Raw genomic sequence first — 22,859 nt, 5'->3', positions numbered from 1 at the left:
GGCATACCCGGGGTTGCGGCTGTGGGGTTGCGGCTGTGTGCACCGCCGAGGGGTCAGGGCGTCGCGTAGGCGATGGCGAGTGCTGCGCCGAGGCGAGCGTTGTGGCGCACCAGCGCGATGTTGGTCTCCAGGGACCGGCCGCCGGACAGCTCGACGATGCGCCCCAGGAGGAACGGCGTGATGTCCTTGCCGTGGATGCCACGCTCGGCGCACTCCGCGAGGGCCTGGTCGATGAGGCCGCTGATCTGCGCCGCCGGGATCTCGTCCTCGGCGGGAACGGGGTTGGTGACCGCGATGCCGCCCGCGAGGCCGAGCGACCACTTGGCGCGCATCATCGCGGCGAGGTCCTGCACGGAGTCGACGCGCATCGGGGCGGCGTGGCCGCTCTCGCGCGAGTAGAACGAGGGGAACTCGTCGGAGCCGACGACGACGACCGGCACGCCCAGCGTCTCGAGCGACTCGAGGGTCAGGCCGATGTCGAGGATCGACTTCACCCCGGCACTGACCACGGCGACATCGGTCTGGCCGAGCTCGGTGAGGTCGGCGGAGATGTCGAAGCTCGTGGCGGCGCCGCGGTGCACACCGCCCAGACCACCGGTCACGAAGACTCGGATGCCGGCCAGGGCCGCCAGGCGCATCGTGCTGGCCACCGTGGTGGCACCGTGCACCTTGCGGGCCATGACGTACGGAAGGTCGCGCAGGCTCACCTTGGCCACCTCGGGGTGGGTGGCGAGGGTCTCGAGCTCGTCGCGCGTCAGGCCGATGCGCGGTATGCCGTCGAGGACGGCGATCGTGGCCGGCACGGCGCGGCCGTCGCGGATGATCTGCTCGACCTCGAGGGCCATCTCCACGTTGCGCGGGTAGGGCATGCCGTGACTGATGATCGTGCTCTCGAGGGCGACGACGGGCTTGCCGCTCGCGAGCGCCTCGGCCACCTCGGTGGTGAGCTGGAGCGAGGGGTGGGGGGCGTTCATCGGTTCTCCTTGGACTGGGGGCGGGTCGACGTGGCGCGCCGGGTGGTCGTGCCGCGCCGGGTGGTCGCGCCGCGCGGAGTGGTCGCTCCGCGCGGAGTGGTCGCGCCGCGCAGGGACCTTCTGAGCTCTGCGTCGACGAGGCGGGGGGTGAGGTCGGGCCGCACGGTCTCGGGGCTGGCGACCGTGAGGGCAGCGGCCATCTGGCCGAACCGGGCGGCATCGACCGGGGAGTCGCCGCGCATCAGGGCATGCACGAACGCGCCGGTCATCGAGTCGCCCGCACCGGTGACGTCGACCGGTGTGACGGGCGGGGCGTCCAGCGTGACCACTGTCGCGCGGCCTGCGTCATCGAGGCTGCTGAGCAGGCTGCCGCGGACGCCGCGGCGCACCCAGACGTTCTGGACACCGAGCTCGTGCAGCCGACGCGCGGCGCGGGCGATGTCGGCGCGCGCCTGGGGCACGGGCTCACCGACGATCGCGGACAGCTCGTCGAGGTTGGGGGTCAGGGCCAGCAGGGGTCGCTGCGGCGAGAGCATGTGCGCGAGCGGCCTGGCCTTGGCGACGCTGACGGGGTCCATCACGACGGGGACGTTCACCGCAGCCGCGAAGTCCAGCAGCCAGGCGGCCGGCGCCTCCGGGATGTTGCCGTCCAGGACCAGCAGGTCGGCGCGGCTCAGCAGGTCACGGCAGCGCATCAGCTCTCGGACGGTCAGCCGGTCGGTGGCCCGCATGTTCGACACCGCCACCACCAGCTCGCCGGTGGCGTCGAGCACCGCGAGGTAGGTGCCGGTGGCGTCGTCGGAGGCGATCATGTGGTCGACGACCACCCCTGCGGCTCGGGTGGCTGCGATGATCTCCTCGCCGAAGGCGTCCCGGCCGACCGGAGCCACGAGGTGGGTCGGGCTGCCCAACCGCGCGAGGTTCTCCGCGATGTTGCGGCCGACACCCCCGGGGGTGCTGAGGGCGGCGCCGGGGTTGGAGGTCCGCAGCTCGATGGCGTGGGTCGAGTGGGCCTTGATGTCCATGTTGGCGCCGCCCACCACCACGACGGACTGGGCCTCCGGACGGACGACGTAGCCGCGCCCGAGGATGGCCCCCTTCTTGGTGAGGTTGGACAGGTGCACCGAGACGGCCGCCTTCGTGGAGCCCGTGCGGTCCGCGATGGCGGCGGCATCCAGGAGGGGCTCGGCCCGGAGCAGGTCGACGATCTCTCGCTCGCGCTCGGTCAAGGTCATACTTGAAATCTTAAGGCATCTTTGGTTTTACAAGCAAATCCATGGGCCCGCGGCCCCGCGGGTCAACCCGTCTGCGCCTCCTGATCGAGGTCGCGCAGCGCCTGCCTCAGCACCTCCTCGGCAGAGACACCGCGGGACCGGGCCTCGGCCACGAGGGCGAGCAGCCGCGCCGCGAGGTCTCCCTGCGGGTCACCCACGGCGGACAGGTCGCCGCCGGTGCGCTCGAGTCGCGCCAGCACCTTCTCGGCGGCGAGCAGGCTGGGCAACGATCTCGGTATGCCGTGCAGCAGGCCTTGGTGCCCGTCCTCGCCTCCCCCGTGGGGTGCCTTCGCCGCACGCTCGGCGGCCTTGATCTGCTCCCAGGCCTGCTCCACCTCGGCAGGAGTGGTGGCGGCTCCGTCCGCGAACACGTGGGGGTGCCGGCGGACCAGCTTCTCGATGATCGCGCCGGCCACGTCGTCGACGTCGAACGGCTCGGTCGCGTGCTCCTGGGCCACACGGGCCTGGAAGACCACCTGGAGCAGCACGTCACCGAGCTCCTCGCGGATGTGGTCGCGGTCGCCGGACTCGATGGCCTCCGCTGCTTCGTGGCTCTCCTCGACCAGGTACTTCACCAGCGACTCGGGGGTCTGTTCGGCATCCCAGGGACAGCCTCCGGGCGACCGGAGCCGGTCCATCACGGCCACGAGGTCGAGCAGCCGCGAGCCGGGCACGTCCCACGACGCCACCAGGACCTCCACCTCGGGAGGCGATCCCAGCCGGGAGACCTCTGAGGCGATGGCGTCGGTGAGTCCCGGGTCCCCGTCCGCCGAGGACACCCAGACGACGGGTGCCTGCGCCGCCAGGTCCATGAGGGTGCGCGCCAGCTCAGGCGGGGCGACGTCACCCAGGTGACGCACCGGCGTACCGGCCTCGGCCACGGCATCCGCCAGCGGTTCGGTCTCGTCGCGGGCGAGGACCACACCGGCGGCGTCCAGCGCCTGCCACGCCGCGCGGGTGAACAGGCCGGGCGCGATCCGCGGGCTGCCGACCAGCAGGGTCAGCCGACCCGGCACCGGGGCTCAGCCCGCCGGGGTGGTGGCCGGCGCCGAGGACTGGCTCGGCTCGGTCTTGATCCAGTTGGGCTGGCTCACGTCGAAGCGGACCTTCTTGGGGTCGAACGTGCCGTACCGCGGGTTGAGCGTCACCTTCGCCTTGGACGCGAGCGCGATGACCTTGCCCTGCTCGACACTGGTCAGCTGCTGGGACGACAGGCTGGACTTCACGAGCTCGAGGGTGGCCGGCACCGGGTCGGGGATGCCCGCGACAGCAGCCTTGGCTGCCGAGTCGGACAGCCCCTTGCCGGACTCGTCCGCGACCTGGTTGATGAAGGTGGCCATCACCAGGCTGGACAGGGCGCTGGCCGTGTCGAGCTTCGCGCCGGGGTAGGCCTTGGTGATCTGCGTGGTGGCCTCCTGGACCTCCTGCTCACTGATCCGGTGCCCGTTGACGACCGCGGCGGTGTCGGCGGTGGCACAGCCGGAGACGGCCAGCACCCCCACCACGACTGCTGTCACGATCGACCCACGCAGCGCACTCAATGCCTTCACGGACTACATCCTCCACTTGGTCACACGGTGCCGACGCGGGCGGCGTCGGCGACGCTGCCCAGCAGCACGCCTCGGATGAGGTCGCTGGCCCACTGCAAGACTGCCGTGTCGCGCAGCGGTTGGCCACCCACCCGAGCCGTCATCGGCTTCGGCACGAGAATGGTATGCACCGCATCCTTGACGAGGGACTTGGGGTAGAGCCGCTGCAGTCTCAGCTGGGCCGACTCGGGGAGGTCGACCGGCCCGAACCGGACGAAGTTCCCCTGCACCGAGATGTCCGCGACCCCAGCCTGCCGGGCCACCGTGCGCAGCCGGGCGACCTCCATGAGGTTGCGGACCGGCTCGGGCAGGGGGCCGTAGCGATCGACGAGCTCGGCCTCGATGTCGGCGAGGGCCTGCTCGTCCAGGACGCTGGCGAGCTTCTTGTAGGCCTCCAGCCGCAACCGCTCCCCCGGCACGTACTCGTGCGGCAGGTGGGCGTCGACCGGGAGCTCGATCTTGATCTCGCCCGGGGGCGTCTGACCATCCCCACGGAAGTCGGCCACCGCCTCCCCGACGAGGCGCACGTAGAGGTCGAAGCCGACCCCGGCTATGTGGCCGGACTGCTCCCCGCCGAGCAGGTTGCCGGCGCCGCGGATCTCGAGGTCCTTCATGGCGATCTGGATGCCGGCGCCGAGGTCGGTGTGGCTGGCCATGGTCTGCAGCCGGTCGTGGGCCGTCTCGGTCATCGGCTTCTCGGGCGGGTAGAGGAAGTAGCAGTAGGCCCGTTCGCGGCCTCGCCCGACGCGGCCGCGCAGCTGGTGGAGCTGGGACAGGCCCAGGACGTCGGAGCGCTCGACGATGAGGGTGTTCGCGTTGGAGATGTCCAGGCCGGTCTCGACGATCGTGGTGCAGACGAGCACGTCGAACTTCTTGTCCCAGAAGTCGAGGACCACCTGCTCGAGCTTGTGCTCGCCCATCTTGCCGTGGGCGGTCGCCACCCTGGCTTCGGGCACGAGCTCACGCACCCGGCTGGCGGCGCGCTCGATGGTCGACACCTTGTTGTGGACCAGGAAGACCTGTCCCTCACGGAGCAGCTCACGACGGATCGCGGCCACGATCTGCCTCTCGTCGTAGGCCCCCACGTAGGTGAGGACCGGGTGCCGCTCCTCCGGCGGCGTTGCCAGAGTGGACATCTCGCGGATGCCGGTCACGGCCATCTCGAGCGTTCGCGGGATGGGGGTCGCCGACATGGCGAGCACGTCGACGGCGGTGCGCAGGGTCTTGAGCTGTTCCTTGTGCTCGACCCCGAAGCGCTGCTCCTCGTCGATGACGACCAGCCCCAGGTCCTTGTACTCGATCGTGCCGCCGAGCAGCCGGTGGGTGCCGATGACGAGGTCGACGCTGCCGTCGGCCAGCCCAGCGATGGTCTCGCGGGACTCCTTCTCGCTCTGGAAGCGCGAGAGCGGCCGCACCACCACCGGGAACTGCTGGTAGCGCTCGGTGAAGGTCTGCAGGTGCTGCTGGACCAGCAGGGTCGTCGGCACCAGCACCGCCACCTGCTTGCCGTCCTGGATCGCCTTGAACGCAGCCCGCACCGCGATCTCGGTCTTGCCGTAGCCGACGTCGCCACAGATGAGGCGGTCCATCGGCACGGAGCGCTCCATGTCGGCCTTGACCTCTTCGATGGAGCTGAGCTGGTCAGGGGTCTCGACGTAGGAGAAGGCGTCCTCGAGCTCGCGCTGCCACGGCGTGTCCGGCGAGAAGGCGTGGCCGGCGGTGGCCATCCGGGCGGAGTAGAGCTGGATCAGCTCGGCGGCGATCTGCTTGACGTACTTGCGCGCCCGCCCCTTGGTCTTGGCCCAGTCGCTGCCGCCCATCTTGTTGAGCGTCGGCATCTCGCCACCGACGTAGCGGGTGACCTGGTCGAGCTGGTCGGTGGGCACGAAGAGCCGGTCCCCGGGTTGGCCGCGCTTGCCCGGGGCGTACTCGATGAGGAGGTACTCCCGGGTCGCGGCCCCGATGGTGCGCTGGACCATCTCGACGAACTTGCCGACCCCATGCTGCTCGTGGACGACGAAGTCGCCGGGCTTGAGCTGCAGCGGGTCGACCTGGTTGCGCCGCCGCGACGGCATCTTGCGCATGTCCTTGGTGGAGCCGCCCTGACCCGGCGTGCCGGTGAGGTCGGTCTCGGTGATGAGGGCGAACTTGCTTGCAGGACACAGGAAGCCGCTGCCGACGCTGCCCGTGGTCAGGTGCACGACCCCGTCGCTCAGGTCGCTCAGGTCTGCGTCGAGGCGGGCCGCCACCGACTCGTCGGCCAGCACCTCGGAGACGCGGCGGGCCAGACCCGGTCCCTCGGTGACCACCACGACCCGCCACCCCTCGGCGACCCAGCGCTGCAGGTCAGCCACGGCCTCGGGCGTGCTTCCGCGATACCGCGGCGACTCCTCCAGACCGGTGTTCACGACGACCGAGTCGCCCGCGGCGAGCTCCTCGTCGGCGACGAACGGGCCGAGGTCCCACCACGGCACCCCGAGGTCCTGGGCATGCGCGCGAAGGTCGGCGAGGCTCCAGAACGACGCGGTGCCGAGGATTCCCTGCAGGTCGATCGGCACGGTGTTGCCGACCGCCGCGTTGGCCCAGCCGGCCTCGAGGAACTCCTGGCTCGTGGCGACCAGGTCATGGGCCCGGGTGCGCACCCGTTCGGGGTCGCACAGGACCACCGCCGTCCCGTCGCGCAGCGTGTCCAGGACGCTCTCCATGCCGTCCACGAGGGCCGGCGCGAGGGACTCCATGCCCTCGACGGCGATGCCCTCGGCGAGCTTGGCAAGCAGGTCGACCGCACCGGGCAGCTGGTCCATCAGCGCGGCGGCGCGAGCCCGCACCGAGTCGGTGAGCAGCACCTCGCGGCACGGGGGTGCCCACAGTCCGTGCTCGGCGACCTCCAGGCTGCGCTGGTCGGCGACCTTGAACCAGCGGATCTCCTCGACGGTGTCGCCCCAGAACTCCACCCGGACCGGGTGGTCCTCGGTGGGTGGGAACACGTCGAGGATGCCTCCCCTGACCGCGAACTCACCGCGGCGCTCCACCAGGTCGGTGCGGGAGTATGCCGCGGCCGCCAAGTCCTCGACGACCCGTTCGAGGGGCGCGTCGTCACCGGCCAGCAGGGCCACCGGGGCGAGGTCGCCCAGGCCCTTGGACACCGGCTGGAGCACCGCCCGCACGGGGGCCACGACGACATCGAGCGGACCGTAGGCCGGGTCGGCCGGGTCGGGGTGCTTGAGCCGGCGCAGCACGGCCAGCCGCTTGCCGACCGTGTCGCTGCGCGGGCTGAGCCGCTCGTGGGGCAGGGTCTCCCAGGCGGGGAACTCGGCCACGCGGTCCGGGTCGAGGTAGCAGCCCAGGGCCGCCACGAGGTCCTCGGCCTCCCGCGTCGTGGCCGTCACCGCCAGGATCGGGCGGCCACAGTCCCGCGACAGGGCCGCGATCAGGGCAGGTCGCGCACCGGCCGCGACCGCGAGGTCGGCGGACGGTTCGCCTGCGCGGGCGACCGCGAGGGCTCGGCCGACGGCGGCATCGGCACCGAGGAGGTCGAGCAGCGGGGCGAGGGTCACGATTCTTCCAACTTCTGGTGGTGGGGGGCGTCCTGGCGCGAACGGCCCAAGTTCTCGGGAGCGGTCCTACGTCACTTTAAGGGGGACGTGCCGCGGGCCTGAGCACTACCGTCGTCGTGTGCACCCTGCGGAGGCCCTAGCGGCACAACAGTCCAAGGATCGACGCTCCCCCTTGCCGAACGCAATCGGATCTAGTTCTGGCGGCCACGCCGCGGGTGGTCGACTTGTAGGTCTCGACGTCGCGCGCTGTATCGCCCTGATCGGGATGATCGCCCACCACACGCTGGCGAAGACGATCCACGGCCACGTCCCGTGGCCCCAAAGCCTCGCCACAGGCCGATCCTCCGGCCTCTTCGCCGTTCTGGCTGGCACGAGTATCGCGATTATGACGAGGCGCTCCACGCTCGAGCGCCAGTCAGGGCGAGGCCGGTTGGAGATAAGCATATTTGTCCGGGCGCTCGCCATCGCCGCCATCGGGCTCGTTCTCGAAAAGCTGCATGACCCAGGCGTCGGCGTGATCCTCCCTTACTACGGCGTGCTGTTCATGCTCGGAATCCCGTTCCTCCGCCTCCGCGCCCGCCAGCTGCTCGCTGCCGCGTTGGTCGCTGATCTCGTGCTGCCGTTCGTCAGTGCTCTCGTGAGACCGCATCTCCCCTCCACTGCCTCCGTTCCACTCCACGACCTCACGCCGTTCCAACTGGCGGTGAACCTGGGTCTGAACGGCGACTTCCCGGCACTGCCCTGGCTCGGCTTCCTTCTGGCGGGCATGGCCCTTGGGCGCGTGGCATTGGATCGCCCGCGGACTGCCTGGTGGCTAGTTGCGACTGGCTCGGCCCTCGCCGTGGCCGCCGCCACGGTGTCGGATCTCCTCCTCCGCATCCCTTCCGCGCGCACCGCCTTGCTTCAGTCCTGGCCGGACGCCCGCCCCGGCGCCACCTGGCACGACCTCGCGGCAGCCCTTCCCGCAGGCTTCGGAGGCACCACGCCAACAGGGTCGCTGTGGTGGCTGGCCGTCCATGCTCCTCACACGGCCACTCCCTTCGACCTGATGCAGACAACCGGGTGCGCGGTGGCTGTGATCGGTGGCTGTCTTCTCGCGGCACGTCACCGGCCAAGGGTCTGGCAGGTCGTTTTCGGCGCGGGGGCCATGTCGCTGACTTCGTACAGCTTGCACCTTGTCCTGCTGCGCACCGACGTGTGGCCAGACATAGGCACCACCAACTTCTGGTCGGAGGCTGCCGTGGTCCTGACGGTCGGGGCGGGCTTCGCGCTCCTTCGCTGGCGCGGGCCCCTTGAACGAATCGTGTCGTTCCTCACAGGCCTCGCCTCAGGCTTCCCACACCCTCAGATGAGCCGTATCCGCAGCCGCTGACGCCACCGCCTACCGGGTCGAGGCATCCCTCTCCCATTCGCGACTGGCGGCGCTGGCCGACGCCCGCCATGCGGCATACGCCGAAATTCCCGCATAGATGACTCCGGCAGGCACCAACCATGGGCGCGGGACGACCACGTCGCGCAACCACGACCATCGGTCCGCGACCCGCACCCCAGACTGCACCGTACGCATCGCGGCGTTGCCACGACGCACGCGAACCAGCCGAGACACCAGGTCAGAGGTGCGGCGTGGGGCCTCCACGACGACAGTGACGTCCGCGACCAGGCGCTTCTCGTGTTCGGAAAACAAGGAGTCCAGGAACAAGTCGTCGGCGATGAGGTCAGGAAATCGAGCGAACCGTGCCCTGCCAGCCTCCGACAAGGCCACGAGACCCCGACCGAACAGGCCCCCGTCAAAGGCCGGCAAACGAGTGTTGATCGCATAGAACGCCCGCACAGCCAGCGGTCGACCCTCGAGAGCAACCGTCCGTTGGGGGTACGCCGCCAGCGTTGCGCAGCCAGCCCCCTCTAGGACGGCACTCAGAGCGCGTATGTCAGCGGTAGTCACCCTCATGTCAGCGTCGAGGTAGATGCGCGGATATCGCGTCGCCGCATCGTCGCCCGCGTTGAGCGCTGCAGCCTTGCCCGCGGTGGCCAGTTCAATCACCTGGATGCCGGGACGCAAGGCGCGCGCAGCGGTGTCATCGGCACATCCGTTGGCTACCACGATCACCTCGAGTTCCCCGGGTGCGGCTTCCGAGAGGAGGGTGTCCAAGCACCGTCTGACCACGCTCGCCTCGTTGTGCGCGGCTACGATCACACTGGTCATGGGTGTCGACCCTAGCCACGATCCGCAGCGGCCACACCCGTCAGTTGACCGAGGCCGCCCCAGCCAGCGGCGTCTATTGTTGAGCACATGGTGGAGACGGGGACCAGCACGGGTTCGGTTGTGCACAGCGTGCCCTGGGAGGAGGTTGACGCCGCCATTCGGAGCGCATGGCAGGGGATACGGGCGGCTGACAGCACCTTTGCCAGTCCCTACTTTCATCCCGCCTTCAGTGACGCGGTTCATGCCACCACGGGGGCAGTGACTTTGGCTGTCGTCACGGATTCCTCCCTCGCTGGCGATATCGCTGGCGTGTGGCCCTTGCAGCGGAATGGTTCCACCATGCTCCCCGTTGGGTGGCCTGCGGCTGACTTCCAGGGCCCTGTGACTCGGGTGGACATCGACCCGCTAGCCACGCTGAAGGAGCTCAAAGCGACGAACCTTCGTTTCGACCATCTCGTTCGAGGCCCCTCACCCACCCTCCTGGGCGAAGCAAAGGTTTGGCGCCAGTCCCCGTTCATGGACGTCACTGGCGGCCTGGATGGCTATCTGATGAGGGCATCAAAGAGCGGCCGGTCAAACTTCAGCCAGGCGCGGAGGCGCGGCCGGCGGGCTGCCGAAAGCCTGGGGGAGTTGCACTTCGAGGCAGACTCGCGGTCCCACGCGCTGCTCGACCAGATCATCGACCTCAAGTGCGCCCAGTACGTCGCCTCCGGCGCTCCGAATTTCTTCTCGGACGAGAAGCGCCGACAGTTGCTGCATCACCTCTTGGACCGGCGCGAGGACGACTTCTCGGGGCTTCTCTCGGCGGTGCACTGCGGGAACAGGCTCGTCGCAGGGCACTTCGGCCTGCGGTCCGAAGGGGTCGCTCACTGGTGGTTCCCTGTCTACGACCCTGAACTGGCCCATCTGGCCCCGGGTTGGATCCTGTTGCGGGAACTCGTGGCGGCCGCGCCGGGACTGGGGATTCGCCGTCTGGACCTGGGCCGCGGGGATGACGAATACAAGCGACGAGCGATGACGGGCTCCGAGGAGGTTGGCGAGGGCTTTGTGAGCGCCTCTCGCGCAGCCAGGACTGCGTTTCGTATGCGCGCCGGCGCTCGCGAGCTCGTGCGGGCTTCCGGAGTCGCACCGCGAGTGCGGGGCCGGCTTCGCAACATCCGGGGATTGGGCACGTGACCCAGCACGGCCCCCATGTGTGCTTCCACGGGGTAGGTAGACCACGACGCCCTTTGGAGCCCGGCGAAGACAAATATTGGGTGACTCTCCCGGTGTTCAACGACATTCTCGACGTTCTGGTCACCGTTCCTGGTGTCAGGATCAGCTTTGACGACGGCAATGACTCGGACGCCCAGAGCGCGGCGCCGGCCTTGCTGGAACGTGAGCTTGCGGGCACCTTTTACGTGCTGGCCGGGCGTCTCGGTTCTGCAGGGTCCGTCAGTCGTCGTGACCTCTCCGCACTGCTTGCAGCCGGTTTCTCGATCGGGACCCATGGCATGCACCATTTGCCCTGGAAAAAGTTGGGCGCAGCGGCCGTCGAACGCGAAATGGTGACAGCTCGACGCGAACTGGAAGACATCACGGGTCGGGCGATAACGTCGGCGGCAACGCCTTTCGGACGGTATGACCGGGCGAGTCTGGCCTCACTCCGACGATTCGGCTACTCGGAGGTGTGCACGAGCGACAGGCGGCTCGCGGTGCCAGGTTCGTTCCTGCAGCACCGTTTCAGCGTGACCTCGACCGACACGCCGGACTCGGTGCTGCGAGCGATCGTCGCCGCGGGCCAGCCTCACTACCGCTTGGCCAAGGTTTCGATCGGACTCGCGAAGCGGTGGCTCGCATAGGTAGACCCGCTCGGTCACCTCGACGTGCCCCGGTGGCGCGCGATGACGTCGGGGCCGGGGTCATCGTGGACGACAACACATCGAAGGAGTTCGCGGGTGGCCGCGCGACTGGGCTTGCGACCTATGATGGCTCGGGTTGCCTCCCGAACCAACAGCCCCGCGTGAAATGCGGCCCCGCGAAGCGGGCCGTTGCGCCGCCGGTACAGCCGCACCCTGTTCCTGGCGACCAGCGCCCACAAGGCCGGTGTCACAGCCGACCCACCTTGGAGGTGGACGGCTCGGGCCTCCGGCACGTAGCGAGTCCCGTAACCAAGGTCGCGCGCCCTAAGCCCGAAGTCCGTCTCCTCCGAGTAGAGAAAGAACGACTCGTCCCACCCGCCGCAGGCATCCCAACACTCTCGACTGATCAACTGGGTGGACCCCTCGGCCCAGTCAGTCGTGGCCGGATGCTCGTACGCCGATGCATCGGTCACGACTTCGCCGAGGCGCGCCAACCTGCCCGCGCGTCTGCCTCCGATCAACGCCTCGGCAAGCAGCCTTCGCAACGATGGTTCTCGACGCATGGACGGGATGAGGGCGCCATCGCCCGTGGTTAGGCGCGGCACCGCGATGCCCGTGCCTGGGACACGCAAGGCTTCAGCCAGCAGGCCAACGCAACCCTGGGACAGGCGAACGTCGGGATTCAGCACGAGAACCGCATCGAAGTCCGAAGCGACGGCAACGCCGGCGTTGATCCCCGCGGCATACCCTCCGTTGCGCCCTGTCTCCACGACGACCGCCTCGGGCATCAGGTTCCGCAACACGTCGGCGGAGTCGTCGGCCGAGGCATTGTCCACAGCCACGACGGTCCACCGAACCCCCTCAAGCCCCAAGCGAAGCGCGGGAACGAGCTGTGGGAGGAGGGGCGCACTGTTGAAGAGAACGACGACCACGGTGACCCGCACGGCCTCGTCAAGTTCCGACATTTCGCATGCCCCGCCTCCCCTGCGCGCCTGACACCCTCTGCGACCGGCATGCTCCTCCCCGAGTATTCCACGAAGTCGGGATCGGATCGCCAGCTTTCACGACCACCGCGCCACGGAGCGCCCTATCCTCGACGCATGGGTACGTCCCAGACAGCGGCAGACCACGACCACCGCCCCTTTGAGGTGCGCGTTGGCACAGACATCCAGAGCGTGCCGTCAATGGAGAGGTCACTCATCGATCACGGCGATCGATTCATGGACAGGATCTTCACCGAACACGAGGTTGCCTCCTGTGGTGGGCGAAGCGCGAGTCCGCGTGAACTGGCCCCAGGACTCGCGGCCCGATTCTGCGCCAAGGAAGCCATCATCAAGCTTCTCCGTCCAATGCATGAGGTCCCTCTATGGCGCGAGATGGAGGTGCTTCGGCATGAAAGCGGGTGGACTGAAGTGTCGCTGACGGGCACTGCGTCAGACCTTGCGAAAGCCGCTCAGATCGGTTCGATCGCACTGTCGATGTCGCACGGCAGCGAGTACGCGGTTGCCACCGTCATTGGTGTCATCTTCGAAGTCGGGTTGAGGACATGACTGCTTGAGAAGGGCATGACATGGAAGAGCGGATTCGATCAGTGCTCGTCGCCTTCGCGCGGCTTCCGATCGAGGTAGACAAATTGGGGCGGGACGACGACCTTTACCGGGCTGGCATGACGTCGCATGCAAGCGTCAACGTGATGCTGGGCCTTGAAGACGCCTTCGACATCGAATTCCCGGACGAGTACCTTCGCAAAGGCACTTTCGAGAGCATCTCCACCATCATGGCAGTGCTGGGTCAGCTCGAGGTGGAGGTGCCCGCCCATGGTTGAGGTGGCCATTCACGGCCGGCACGACGCGGGAGTGCCGGACCACCTGAAACTTGCAACCGACATCGGGTCCGAGGTTGCCGGGCCGGCTGCAGCCGAAGTCGATGAGCAATCGCGGTTCCCCGTCGAGGCCATCGATGCCATGCGATCCGCCGGGCTTCTTGGCGCGCTGATTCCGACGGAGATGGGCGGACTTGGCTGGACGTTGGGCCAGGTCGCGGAGGCGACGACGACGCTTGCCCGCTACTGCAGTTCGGCCGCGATGGTGCAGGCAATGCACCAGATTCAGGTTGCCTGTCTTGTACGGCACGGAGACTCCCCCGAGCTTCGTGCCTTCACCGAGCGTGTCGCGCGCGAGGGACTCCTGCTCGCCTCAGCCACCACCGAGGCCGGCATCGGTGGCAACGTGCGTATGAGCAGTTGTGCGGTCGAGCGTGACCTCGACTCCTTCCAACTGCGAAAGCAAGCCCCTGTCATCTCATACGGCGAGTACTCCGATGCGATCCTCGCGACCGCGCGACGAACGCCCGAGAGCCCTGCCAGCGATCAAGTGCTCGTCCTATGTCGCCGTGAGAACGTCACGCTGAAGCCCACCAGCGAGTGGGACGCGATGGGCTTCCGGGGCACCTGCAGCCTGGGTTTCGAGCTGCTGGCGCACGGGGATGCGGCAGACATCTTGCCGGTTGCCTACGGCGACATCTCAAGCCAGACGATGCTGCCGGTCTCCCACATCCTCTGGTCCTCACTCTGGTTTGGAATCGCCTCGGAGGCCTCCGACCGTGCCCGCAAATTCGTGCAGGCTGCGGCGCGCCGCAACCCCGACATCACCCCGCCCAACGCGCTTCGCCTTGCGGAACTGACGACTGTCTTGCAGGAGTTTCAGGACGTCGTGTTCGCCGCCAGGGCCCGGTATGCGGCTATCCAGGACTCTCCTGACCAGACCACCGCCATTGGTTTCGCGATAGCGATGAACTCACTGAAGGTGTCGGCGTCAACGCTCGTCGTGGACGTCGTGCAACGAGCGCTGCTCATCTGTGGCATGGCGGGATACGCCAACCGCAGTCCCTTCACGCTGGGGAGGCTCCTCCGGGACGCATATGGCGCACAGCTGATGGTCAACAACGACCGCATCAACGCCAACAACGCCCAGTTGCTTCTCGTGCACCGCAAGATGTGAGGTGAGGGGTTTGGGGGATCATCACGTCGTCGAGGCGCACGAGGCCTTCCGTGCGCTCCTTGTGGCCGACGGCATACTGCAGCGGACCAGTGTGGACGGCCTGTACCTGCGATCGGCGACATACGAGCAGGTCATCCGCGGAGTCGAGGCGTTGGCCCACCGGATCGGAGTCAGCGCGGAGGAGACCTACGAGCCCCTTCTCTACCTTCCACCCCTCTTGCCGCGGTCGGCTTTCGAGCGCACAGATTACCTGCGATCCTTTCCCGACCTTGTTGGTTCGGTCGACGTCTTCCGCGGGGAGGATCACGACCATACCGAACTGCTCATGCTGGCCGACGAGGGTCGTGACTGGACCACCAAGCTGGAGCCCGCTGAGGTCGTCCTGGGATCTGCAGCCTGCCATTCGCTGTACGAGGGAATGCAAGGTCAGTCCGTCGGGAGTCAGGGTCGTCGGCTGGAGGCAGTGGGGTTCTGCTTTCGCCATGAGCCCAGCGTTGACCCGGCTAGGCAACAGAGCTTCCGTCAGCATGAGTTCGTCTACGTCGGCACCCCCGAAGGAGCGCTCGAGCATCGGGACCTTTGGGCGGAACGAGCCTTGAACGCCATGCTGTCCCTTGGCTTGCCCGTGGAGCGGGTAGTGGCGAACGACCCCTTCTTCGGTCGCGCCGGTCGGATCCTCACGGCAAACCAACGTGACACCGAGCTGAAGTACGAGATCGTCTGTCCGATCACCTCCACCGAGCACCCAACGGCCATCGTGTCCTCCAACCTGCATCTCGACCACTTCGGCACACCGTTCAACATCACGACGACCAACGGCGAGCGCGCGCACACGGGCTGCGTCGGATTCGGTCTCGAGCGCATTGCCCTCGCCCTGCTCCATGTGCACGGCACCAACCCGACAACGTGGCCAGACGATGTCCAGGCCCAGCTGCAGCAATGAGTACGACCCTGCTCCCGCTGACCGCCAGCGCGTACACACCTCACGAACTCCACACAGACACCTTGGTGTGGGCTGAGACGAACTGCTATGTGGATGTGTGGATCGAACTGCTTCACTCGCTGGGGATGCAGCCGCTGGCCAGCGCCGCCTTCAGCCTCGCCTCCGACTTCGAGGGAGACCAGTGGACGTTCTTCAAGTTTCCGCAAGAAGACCTCTACGCGGCATACGGCATCGACGTCCACGAGATGAATCCCTGGCGCGGGTCGCTGGTCCACTGCGTCGAGCAGTTGCAACTGGGGCGCCTGCTGACCATCGAAGCTGACTCCTACTACCTCCCGGATACCCAAGGCGTGAGTTACGGCATCGAGCACGTCAAGTCGACCATCATCCCCAATGCTGTGGACCTCGCGGGGCGTCGTCTTGGTTACTTCCACAATGCCGGGTACTTCGAGCTGGCAGGGGACGACTTCGACGGAGTCTTCGGCGTCGGCACACACCTGCCGGCAGACGGCGTCCTGCCTCCTTATGTGGAGCTGATTAGGCTTGATGGCCTTGTGGACAGGCGCGCTACCGAGCTCACCGACATCTCCTTCGACCTGCTACGACGGCACCTGAGCCGAACCCCACACGACAACCCAGTCGAACGCATGTCGGACCGAATCCGCGCGGACGCGGAGTGGATCAAGGCGGAGCCGACAAACACCTTCCACCAATGGGCATTCGCAACCGTCCGACAATGCGGGGCAAACGCCGGTCTTGCGGCGGAGTACTGCCGTTGGCTCGGCTCCCGCCGGGAGGGCAAGCCGGGTCTGCTCGAGGCCGCAGAGTGCTGGAGCGAGCTCGCCACCACGGCCAAGTCGGTGCAGTTCCTGATGGCCCGCCTGTCCCGAGGTCGCACCGTTTCATTGGACGAACCGCTGGCCGCCATGGCTGGTTACTGGGCGTCGGCTCAGCGCGCGACGTCCGCATTGGCCCTGTGAGGGGCGACATGGCTGACCCCAAGGACGACGTTCTCGCCGGCGCTCGCTGGGAGATGGCATCTGCGCCCCCCGGTGCGCCGCTTCCCGAGTCGGGGTGGTGGCGCATCGAGGGCCCGATGACGGCTGCGGCGGCCCTGGTGGCTTCTGGGGATCCCACCGCTCTCGTCCGAGACTACGACGCCGACGACTGGTGGTTCCGGTGCGCCTTCACGGCAGAGGCCCAGTCCGGACTCCACTCGGACGAAGAGAGCGCCTACCGCCTTCGGCTCGATGGACTGGCCACGATCGCCGACGTGTGGCTTGGCGATGACCACCTGCTGCACAGCGAGAACATGTTCGTTCACCATGACCTCTCTGTCGAGGTACGTCCCGGTCCGAACGAATTGCGTATCCGATGCGCGGCTCTGAACCCGCTCCTCACACAGCGCCGGACGCGGCCTCGGTGGAAGTGTGCCGAACTGGTCCACCAGAACCTGCGCTGGTACCGCACCTCCCTCGTGGGTCGCACCACCAACGGCATTCCAGCACCTGCGCCGGTCGGTCCGTGGCGCGCGGTGACGCTGCACCCTGTGGCCCCGGTTGAGGTCACAGTCCTCGACGTGCGCGCCGCCCCGATGGAGGACCGTTCAGGACTGGGGCGAGTGGCGGTGCGCTGTGTAGTGACGGGGGTTGGGGACGACAGCGACGTGGTGGTCGGCGTCACGCTCGTCGGTGGCACAGCTGGCTCGGTTCACTGTGATGGGTTCGAGGACCATGCATCGACGCTGGAGCGTCAACAGACCGCTGATGGTGGCCTGGAGATCAGGGCTGAGGTGGAGGTTCCCGGTGTTCAGCTGTGGTGGCCACACACCCATGGCAGCCAACCGCTCTACGACGTGACGCTCACGGTCGACGGGCGCTCCCATCACCTACGTCGCGTGGGCTTCCGCACCGTGGGCATCGACCGGACCGACGGTGCCTTCCAACTGGTGGTGAACGGCATCCCCATCTTCTGCCGCGGCTCGTGCTGGACACCCCTCGAAAGCGCGCGCCTGACGGCAGGCCCCGAGGGGATACGCGACCGTTTGGAGCTGGCGAGAAGCGGAAACCAGAACATGCTCCGCGTCACGGGAACGGGGGTCTACGAAAGCCACGAATTCCACGACCTGTGTGACGAGCTGGGTCTGATGGTCTGGCTCGACTGCATGTTCAGCTTCTACGACGTCCCCGCTGAGGCTGAGTACCTGACCGGTCTGAAGACCGAGTTCGACCAGGTTTTCGCCAACCTCCAAGGACGTCCCAGCACTATGGTCGTATGTGGTGGGAGCGAGAACGAACAGGAGGCGGCCTACCTTGGCCTTCCGCCCGACTCGTGGACCAGCGCTGCCGCAGACGAAGTGGCGCCAGCACGCCTCGCGGCGTGGCTGCCCGAGGTTCCATACGTTCGCAACACGCCAGGGGAGAGCCCCCTGCCGAGCATGGTCGACGCCGGCCCCTCCCACTATTTCGGCGTCGGGGCCTACCTGAGGCCCTTGCACGACGCTGTCCTGTCGCGAGTGCGCTTTGCCTCTGAGTGCCTTGCCTTTTCGACACCCCCTGAGCCGATCGACACCCCACATGAGCGGGCCCTCTTGCAGGGCATGGGTCATGAGCCTGACTGGAAGGCCAGCGTAAATAGGGATACCAGGACCAGCTGGGACCTCGAGGATGTCCGAGACTGGTACACCGCATCCCTCTTTGGCGTCGAACCCCGAACACTGCGTCGCATCGACGGCGAGTACGCCGCCTCCGCAGCCCGGGCCACGGTCGCCACCATCTTCGACTCGGTTCTTGCACAATGGCGCGGCCCCAGGTCGCCGTGCTGTGGGGCCTTGGTCCTGCAATCTCACGACACGGTGTTCGGTGGCGGGTTGGGGCTCATCGACACCCTCGGTCGTCCCAAGGCACCGTGGTACGTCATGCGGCGCCGCATGGCCCCGGACGTCGTGATACTTCAGGACGATGGCGTTAACGGCTTGGCGGTTTTCATCGCGTCGGACCGCCACGAGTCGTGGCTCGCCCACGTACGACTCAAGTTGTTCCTTGCCGACGGCACGCTGTCCGAAACCGCGGACGTCACCTGCAAGGTCGTCAACGGCCGCGGGAGCCTTGAGACAGCGACGATCTTTGGTGGGTTTCGCGACCTCAGCTACGCCCACAAGTTCGGACCACCCGCGTACGACGTCATCACTGCCACGCTCGCAGGCGAGGATGGGCAGGAGCTTGCCCATGACACATACGTCCCATCGAACCCCACAGGTCTGCGAGGAAGAGTCACCGACCTTGGCCTCTCCGGGCGGTTCGTCGGTGGCGGCGATCGCCCGTGGTCAGTCGAGGTGTCCACCCAACAGTTCGCACAATGGGTTTCCATCGAGGTCGAGGGCTGGATTCCCCAAGATTCGTGGTTCCACCTGGCCCCCGGCCAGCTGGCAACGGTTGGCCTCATGGGTCAACGTGGCTGGCGAGGAGCATCGGCCGCCGGCAACGACCCACACGCCGGATATCTGCGCTCGGCCAACCTCGTGGGCACGCAGCGGATCGAGCGGCGCGTGGAGCCATGACTCCTGTGGAAGCGCTCACTCAGCCTTCACCCCACGCTCGGTCATCGCCGGCGATCACGGACACCGCGGGGTGGTTCGGCCTATCGGGCAGGGAACTCTTCGGATGGCTCTGCAGTCCGGCCGGCGCCACCGCGGCAACCGGCGCCCTCCTGTGCCCACCGCTCGGCGAGGAGGAACACAACGCCCATGAGACCTTTCGGATCCTGGCCCACCGACTGGCCAACCGAGGGATCGTGTCACTACGTTTCGACTACCACGGCATCGGCGACTCCACGGGTCGGTGGGATGACCCGAACCGCGTCGATGCATGGATCCAGAGCGTCACGGATGCCGCCGAGGTGCTCCGGTCAACCGGCGTAGCCCATGTAGTGGGCGTGGGGATGCGCCTGGGTGCAGCCCTCGCCGCCACGGCCGCATGGCACGGCGCAGTTGAGTTCGCCGCGCTCGCCCTGTGGGATCCCTGCAGCGGCAAGGAAATGCTGCGCCAAGGCATGGCTCGGCGACCAAGCGAGGTCGCACCACCCATGGGCGCTGTCGACACCCCTGGCTACCTGTACTCCGCCGACACCGTGATTGGCATGCAGTCACTGGACATTGGCACGTTGCCGACAGGACCCCTGGCCCCACGCATTCTCGTGCTTGGACGGGCGGAGCGGCCGATTCCCAGGACACTCACGCGGCGGCTCAGTGGTCCGGAGGTCACGTGGGGAGTCGCCCATGGGCAGGCTGAACTCCTCGACGTCCCGATGACCGACAGCATCACGCCCGAACAGTCCCTGGTCGAGGTCGCTGAGTTCCTGGCTGCGGGGGCTGCGACCCCGCCAGTGGAGCTGGTCAACCCGATGCGGCAAAGTCTCCGACAGCACACCCCGTCTGGCTCCGCATTCACGGAGTCTGTGGTGTCTCTCGGCCGCATCGGGCTCTTCGGCATTCTCAGCAAGCCCGAGCACGCCATCAACGCGCCGGTGGTTGCGCTCTTGAACGTCGCCAATGATCGCCACACCGGACCGGGCAGGTGCTGGGTAAATGCATCCAGAGCGTGGGCTGACCATGGCTTCACCGTGGTCCGCATGGACCAGAGCGGCACGGGCGACAGCCCCTGCCATCCCGGACAGGCCTTCGGAACCATGTACTCGCGACACTGGCTCTACGACCTGCCCGAGGCCCTCCATTCCCCAGTCTTCGGTGACACCCCACCCGTGCTCATCGGGTTGTGTTCAGGGGCATACAGCGCAATGGAGGCGACGCTTGTCTCGCGCGTTGATGCGGTTTACGCCATCAATGTCATCCTGCACTCAAAGACCACGGTCCGGTTCGGGCCAGAGGGCGACCCTCGACGCCTCGCAGCCCGCCCCCCCACACGCCCGTTCCTGGCCTTGTCACGCAAGTGGCTGCGCCCGGGCAACCTCGCTTGGCGCATCTACCGCCAGCTCGCGTTCTGGCATGCTCCCGCGTCATCACTCGACCGCATCATCCGCCGAGGCACCCGGGTCGTGCTGGTCATGAGCCGTAACGACGGCCGTCATTTCCGCGAGTCGGCGTACTGGACGCTCACTCATCTGTGGCGCTGGCGACGTGACGGGCAACTCAGCCTCTTGGTCGACGATGCGGTCGACCACCCACTCATGACCCAAGAGGGACAAACATGGGCCATGCAGTCGATCGAGCGGGACCTTCTCCAGCAATACGGCTGAGCACGCGTCAATAGGAGGCATTGGTGGTAAACGCCAGCGCGGACCCGAATTCAGAGATCTGGCATCGGGATGCTAACCAGTACGAACCATTGGACAGCTGGACCGACGTGGGAGAACGCCGCGTCCTCTCCGAGATCGCCGACCGCACGCGGGGCCGCGCGGTCTTGGACGTCGGGGTGGGCACCGGTCGGTCGACGTGGCTACTGCGCCTCCTCACGGCCGACTACCTAGGGATTGACTATGAGCCAAGCATGCTCGAGCGCGCCAGGGACGCTCATCCCGGCATCAGATTCTCCCAGATGGACGCACGTGACCTCTCCGAACTGGGTGACGACTCGTTCGCGTTGACATACTTCAGCCACGCCGGCCTGGACTCACTCGACCACGAGGGCCGGGCCACAGCGCTACGAGAGCTCGCGCGCGTGACCAAGCCGGACGGACTGGTCGTGTACTCGACACTCAACCGTCGCGGCGAGTTCTTCCAGGCGGGTCCGGGACCCGTCGACCAACCCCAGCGGTCTCATGCGGTCAGCGTCGCACGCTTCGCTGCGCGCGCCGCCCTCCACCCGCGCAGCCACCTCGCCGGATTCCGCAACGTCCGCGGTCACCGAAGCTCTTTCGAAGACCACGTGGAGTGGGCGATTGACACCATGCCCACCCACGACTGGGCGCTCCTGGTCCACTTCACGACCGTCCCACATGCAGTGCGGGAGGCCGCCGAGGCGCACCTCGAGGTCACCTCAGTGATCAGTCGGGAGGGGGATGAGCTGTCCTTGGACGACAGGGAGAGCAGGACCGCGTGGTTCCATGTCGTCGCGCGTCCCGCACCCGGAGAAACGCGCTCGGCACCTCAGACGAACCAGCAATAGCGCCCGCGGTGAAACAGCAGGGGATGCGACCCTTCGCCACTCCGTGAGGCATTGACGACTCTCCCAACGATGATGAGGTGGTCGCCCCCGTCATGGATCTCGTGGGTCTCACACTCGACTACGCCCACGGACGCTTCGAGCAATGCCACCCCAGTCACCGCACCATGCCGATAGGCCATCGCTGACATCTGACCAGCGCGCTCGCGGCCGGGGCGCGCGAAGTGGCTAGAAATCTCGTAGGCACCGGCGTCCAGGATGCTGAGCCCCCAGACGTTGCTGCTCACGATGGCTTCGCGGAATCGAGCCCCCTTCGCTATGCAGACCAGCACGAGCGGCGGATCCAAAGACACGGACGTCACAGAGTTCGCGGTCATGGCAACGTCATCGCCGTCCCACTTGGTCGTGACCACGCACACGCCTGTAGCCATCGACCCCATGACATCCCGAATGAGCCGTGGCGTTACCTTGGCCGGTTCCTCCGATGTCGCCGGCACCTCGGACTCGTTGGCCAAGGTGATCGAGGCGAACCGCAGGGCCACAGTCGCAGCATCGACGTAACCGGCCCCATCTTGGGTGGGCGCGTCAGACGGGTTCTGGTCGGGCTCGTCGACCCACCCTGCGGCGATCGGATGCTGAGTCACGCTTCGATCGTAGGACTGTATGCCGTGTCCGAGGTTGTTTTCCCCGAAGACCCTCTCGACTTCCATCTAGCCACTGTATGAGTGCGACCGTCAGGCACACGCCAAGAAGCAGCGTCATCGCGACGGCCTGCTTGACAGGCCCTCGCAACTCGGACGTGACATACGCTGCCGGGAGTCGTTGTGTGGACATGGTCATGGCGGCAGGCACTGACCTCTCAGTCTGCACACGCGCCAGGGTCGCGTCGATCTTTGCCAGCAGTGTGTTCATCCGGGAGTCAACTTCGGCCCTGGTGGTCCCCACAACCTGCACGCGTAGCTCGGGACGGTCGTAGTAGTTGTTCCACTGTCCGCCCGAGTTCCACAGCTCCACTGACTGACCGTGGTGTATGCCGGTGTCGGCGAGTCGGATGTCGTTGGAAACGATCCGGACGTCGCTCGGGCCAGCCACCATGCGCTGCAGGACGCCGGCAGCAGTGACGATGCTCCCGTAGTCGGTCAGGGGGTTGGCGTAGTCCACAGGGGCGCGAACAATCCGCACGTGCACATCCGCATAGAAGACCGGTGGCGTACGCATGAGCCACACCCCTGCACTCGCCGTGAGGATCAGGCCCAGACCCAGCACCACAGCAAACCGCCTGCACGCCCCCATCAAGCGGCCAAGCACCCAGCCATCTTGGGTCTCCACCTCTCCATCCTGCCACCGAGTCTCCGCAGGG

General features: G+C 67.2%; 19 protein-coding genes. 11 read left to right on the top strand and 8 right to left on the bottom strand.

Features of this window, described 5'->3' with window-relative positions; genetic code table 11:
* Positions 1 to 53: 53 nt before the first annotated feature.
* The 5 genes from BJ986_RS09480 to mfd form a co-directional block, all read right to left on the bottom strand.
* The gene (locus BJ986_RS09480) at positions 54 to 974 is read right to left on the bottom strand and encodes a pseudouridine-5'-phosphate glycosidase (RefSeq protein ID WP_179421756.1); all 921 of its coding nucleotides are present in this window, start codon (positions 972 to 974) and stop codon (positions 54 to 56) included.
* A complete protein-coding gene (locus BJ986_RS09475) occupies positions 971 to 2,209 on the bottom strand; it encodes a carbohydrate kinase (protein ID WP_179421755.1) in 1,239 nt (412 codons plus the stop codon). Before BJ986_RS09475 ends, BJ986_RS09480 begins: the two co-directional genes overlap by 4 nt.
* Before the next feature lie 62 nt (positions 2,210 to 2,271).
* Complete coding sequence (locus BJ986_RS16055; protein WP_179421754.1) at positions 2,272 to 3,264, bottom strand: MazG family protein; 993 nt, start codon at positions 3,262 to 3,264, stop codon at positions 2,272 to 2,274.
* Between the two features lie 6 nt (positions 3,265 to 3,270).
* The gene (locus BJ986_RS09465; protein WP_179421753.1) at positions 3,271 to 3,798 is read right to left on the bottom strand and encodes a SurA N-terminal domain-containing protein; all 528 of its coding nucleotides are present in this window, start codon (positions 3,796 to 3,798) and stop codon (positions 3,271 to 3,273) included.
* Positions 3,799 to 3,818: 20 nt separating this feature from the next.
* Positions 3,819 to 7,394 (bottom strand): transcription-repair coupling factor, encoded by a 3,576-nt coding sequence (mfd, locus tag BJ986_RS09460; protein WP_337795084.1) that lies wholly within the window; start codon positions 7,392 to 7,394, stop codon positions 3,819 to 3,821.
* 118 nt (positions 7,395 to 7,512) lie between these two features.
* On the opposite strand from mfd, the gene BJ986_RS09455 reads away from it, so the two are divergent.
* On the top strand, positions 7,513 to 8,766 hold the full coding sequence (locus BJ986_RS09455) for a heparan-alpha-glucosaminide N-acetyltransferase domain-containing protein (RefSeq protein ID WP_337795082.1): 1,254 nt from the start codon (positions 7,513 to 7,515) through the stop codon (positions 8,764 to 8,766).
* Between the two features lie 9 nt (positions 8,767 to 8,775).
* Here the strand turns inward: BJ986_RS09455 and BJ986_RS09450 are convergent, their stop codons facing one another.
* Positions 8,776 to 9,597, bottom strand: coding sequence for a glycosyltransferase family 2 protein (locus tag BJ986_RS09450; RefSeq protein WP_179421751.1), 822 nt, complete (start codon positions 9,595 to 9,597; stop codon positions 8,776 to 8,778).
* Between the two features lie 390 nt (positions 9,598 to 9,987).
* On the opposite strand from BJ986_RS09450, the gene BJ986_RS16385 reads away from it, so the two are divergent.
* Together BJ986_RS16385 and BJ986_RS09440 are read left to right on the top strand one after the other, a co-directional pair.
* Positions 9,988 to 10,773: a GNAT family N-acetyltransferase gene (locus BJ986_RS16385; RefSeq protein WP_337795080.1), complete on the top strand. Its 786-nt coding sequence runs from the start codon at positions 9,988 to 9,990 to the stop codon at positions 10,771 to 10,773.
* Between the two features lie 92 nt (positions 10,774 to 10,865).
* Positions 10,866 to 11,438: a polysaccharide deacetylase family protein gene (locus BJ986_RS09440; RefSeq protein WP_179421749.1), complete on the top strand. Its 573-nt coding sequence runs from the start codon at positions 10,866 to 10,868 to the stop codon at positions 11,436 to 11,438.
* A 14-nt stretch (positions 11,439 to 11,452) separates the two neighbouring features.
* Here BJ986_RS09440 and BJ986_RS09435 read toward each other — a convergent pair whose 3' ends face one another.
* Positions 11,453 to 12,403 (bottom strand): glycosyltransferase, encoded by a 951-nt coding sequence (locus tag BJ986_RS09435; protein WP_179421748.1) that lies wholly within the window; start codon positions 12,401 to 12,403, stop codon positions 11,453 to 11,455.
* 135 nt (positions 12,404 to 12,538) lie between these two features.
* Between BJ986_RS09435 and BJ986_RS09430 the strand changes: the two genes are divergently transcribed.
* Genes BJ986_RS09430 through BJ986_RS09395 form a run of 8 tightly spaced genes read left to right on the top strand, consistent with a single transcriptional unit; the run spans position 12,539 to position 21,502 of the window.
* Positions 12,539 to 12,988: a holo-ACP synthase gene (locus BJ986_RS09430; RefSeq protein ID WP_179421747.1), complete on the top strand. Its 450-nt coding sequence runs from the start codon at positions 12,539 to 12,541 to the stop codon at positions 12,986 to 12,988.
* Positions 12,989 to 13,008: 20 nt separating this feature from the next.
* Entirely contained in the window at positions 13,009 to 13,263 is a 255-nt protein-coding gene (locus tag BJ986_RS09425) for an acyl carrier protein (RefSeq protein ID WP_179421746.1), read from the top strand.
* On the top strand, positions 13,256 to 14,437 hold the full coding sequence (locus BJ986_RS09420; RefSeq protein ID WP_179421745.1) for an acyl-CoA dehydrogenase family protein: 1,182 nt from the start codon (positions 13,256 to 13,258) through the stop codon (positions 14,435 to 14,437). The genes BJ986_RS09425 and BJ986_RS09420 overlap by 8 nt, the downstream gene beginning before the upstream one ends.
* Positions 14,438 to 14,447: 10 nt before the next feature.
* Entirely contained in the window at positions 14,448 to 15,380 is a 933-nt protein-coding gene (locus BJ986_RS09415; RefSeq protein WP_179421744.1) for an amino acid--[acyl-carrier-protein] ligase, read from the top strand.
* Entirely contained in the window at positions 15,377 to 16,360 is a 984-nt protein-coding gene (locus BJ986_RS09410) for a DUF1839 family protein (protein WP_179421743.1), read from the top strand. The genes BJ986_RS09415 and BJ986_RS09410 overlap by 4 nt, the downstream gene beginning before the upstream one ends.
* 8 nt (positions 16,361 to 16,368) lie before the next feature.
* The gene (locus BJ986_RS09405; protein ID WP_179421742.1) at positions 16,369 to 18,939 is read left to right on the top strand and encodes a glycosyl hydrolase 2 galactose-binding domain-containing protein; all 2,571 of its coding nucleotides are present in this window, start codon (positions 16,369 to 16,371) and stop codon (positions 18,937 to 18,939) included.
* Positions 18,936 to 20,633: an alpha/beta hydrolase family protein gene (locus BJ986_RS09400; RefSeq protein ID WP_179421741.1), complete on the top strand. Its 1,698-nt coding sequence runs from the start codon at positions 18,936 to 18,938 to the stop codon at positions 20,631 to 20,633. Before BJ986_RS09405 ends, BJ986_RS09400 begins: the two co-directional genes overlap by 4 nt.
* A 23-nt stretch (positions 20,634 to 20,656) precedes the next feature.
* On the top strand, positions 20,657 to 21,502 hold the full coding sequence (locus BJ986_RS09395; protein WP_179421740.1) for a methyltransferase domain-containing protein: 846 nt from the start codon (positions 20,657 to 20,659) through the stop codon (positions 21,500 to 21,502).
* On the opposite strand, the gene BJ986_RS09390 is transcribed toward BJ986_RS09395, so the two are convergent.
* Positions 21,484 to 22,209, bottom strand: coding sequence for a flavin reductase family protein (locus BJ986_RS09390; protein ID WP_179421739.1), 726 nt, complete (start codon positions 22,207 to 22,209; stop codon positions 21,484 to 21,486). The genes BJ986_RS09395 and BJ986_RS09390 overlap by 19 nt on opposite strands.
* Positions 22,210 to 22,859: the final 650 nt, after the last annotated feature.

Origin of the sequence: Pedococcus badiiscoriae, from assembly GCF_013408925.1 — a bacterium.
Lineage (GTDB): Bacteria > Actinomycetota > Actinomycetes > Actinomycetales > Dermatophilaceae > Pedococcus > Pedococcus badiiscoriae.
This window is presented reverse-complemented; position numbering and strand designations above follow the sequence as displayed.

What these genes read in the sequence shown, in the direction of transcription:
- BJ986_RS09480 (WP_179421756.1), bottom strand. Translation starts at nt 974, where the DNA reads ATGAACGCCCCCCACCCCTCGCTCCAGCTCACCACCGAGGTGGCCGAG.
- BJ986_RS09475 (WP_179421755.1), bottom strand. Translation starts at nt 2,209, where the DNA reads ATGACCTTGACCGAGCGCGAGCGAGAGATCGTCGACCTGCTCCGGGCC.
- BJ986_RS09450 (WP_179421751.1), bottom strand. Translation starts at nt 9,597, where the DNA reads ATGACCAGTGTGATCGTAGCCGCGCACAACGAGGCGAGCGTGGTCAGA.
- BJ986_RS09435 (WP_179421748.1), bottom strand. Translation starts at nt 12,403, where the DNA reads ATGTCGGAACTTGACGAGGCCGTGCGGGTCACCGTGGTCGTCGTTCTC.
- BJ986_RS09430 (WP_179421747.1), top strand. Translation starts at nt 12,539, where the DNA reads ATGGGTACGTCCCAGACAGCGGCAGACCACGACCACCGCCCCTTTGAG.
- BJ986_RS09425 (WP_179421746.1), top strand. Translation starts at nt 13,009, where the DNA reads ATGGAAGAGCGGATTCGATCAGTGCTCGTCGCCTTCGCGCGGCTTCCG.
- BJ986_RS09420 (WP_179421745.1), top strand. Translation starts at nt 13,256, where the DNA reads ATGGTTGAGGTGGCCATTCACGGCCGGCACGACGCGGGAGTGCCGGAC.
- BJ986_RS09410 (WP_179421743.1), top strand. Translation starts at nt 15,377, where the DNA reads ATGAGTACGACCCTGCTCCCGCTGACCGCCAGCGCGTACACACCTCAC.
- BJ986_RS09405 (WP_179421742.1), top strand. Translation starts at nt 16,369, where the DNA reads ATGGCTGACCCCAAGGACGACGTTCTCGCCGGCGCTCGCTGGGAGATG.
- BJ986_RS09400 (WP_179421741.1), top strand. Translation starts at nt 18,936, where the DNA reads ATGACTCCTGTGGAAGCGCTCACTCAGCCTTCACCCCACGCTCGGTCA.
- BJ986_RS09390 (WP_179421739.1), bottom strand. Translation starts at nt 22,209, where the DNA reads ATGGAAGTCGAGAGGGTCTTCGGGGAAAACAACCTCGGACACGGCATA.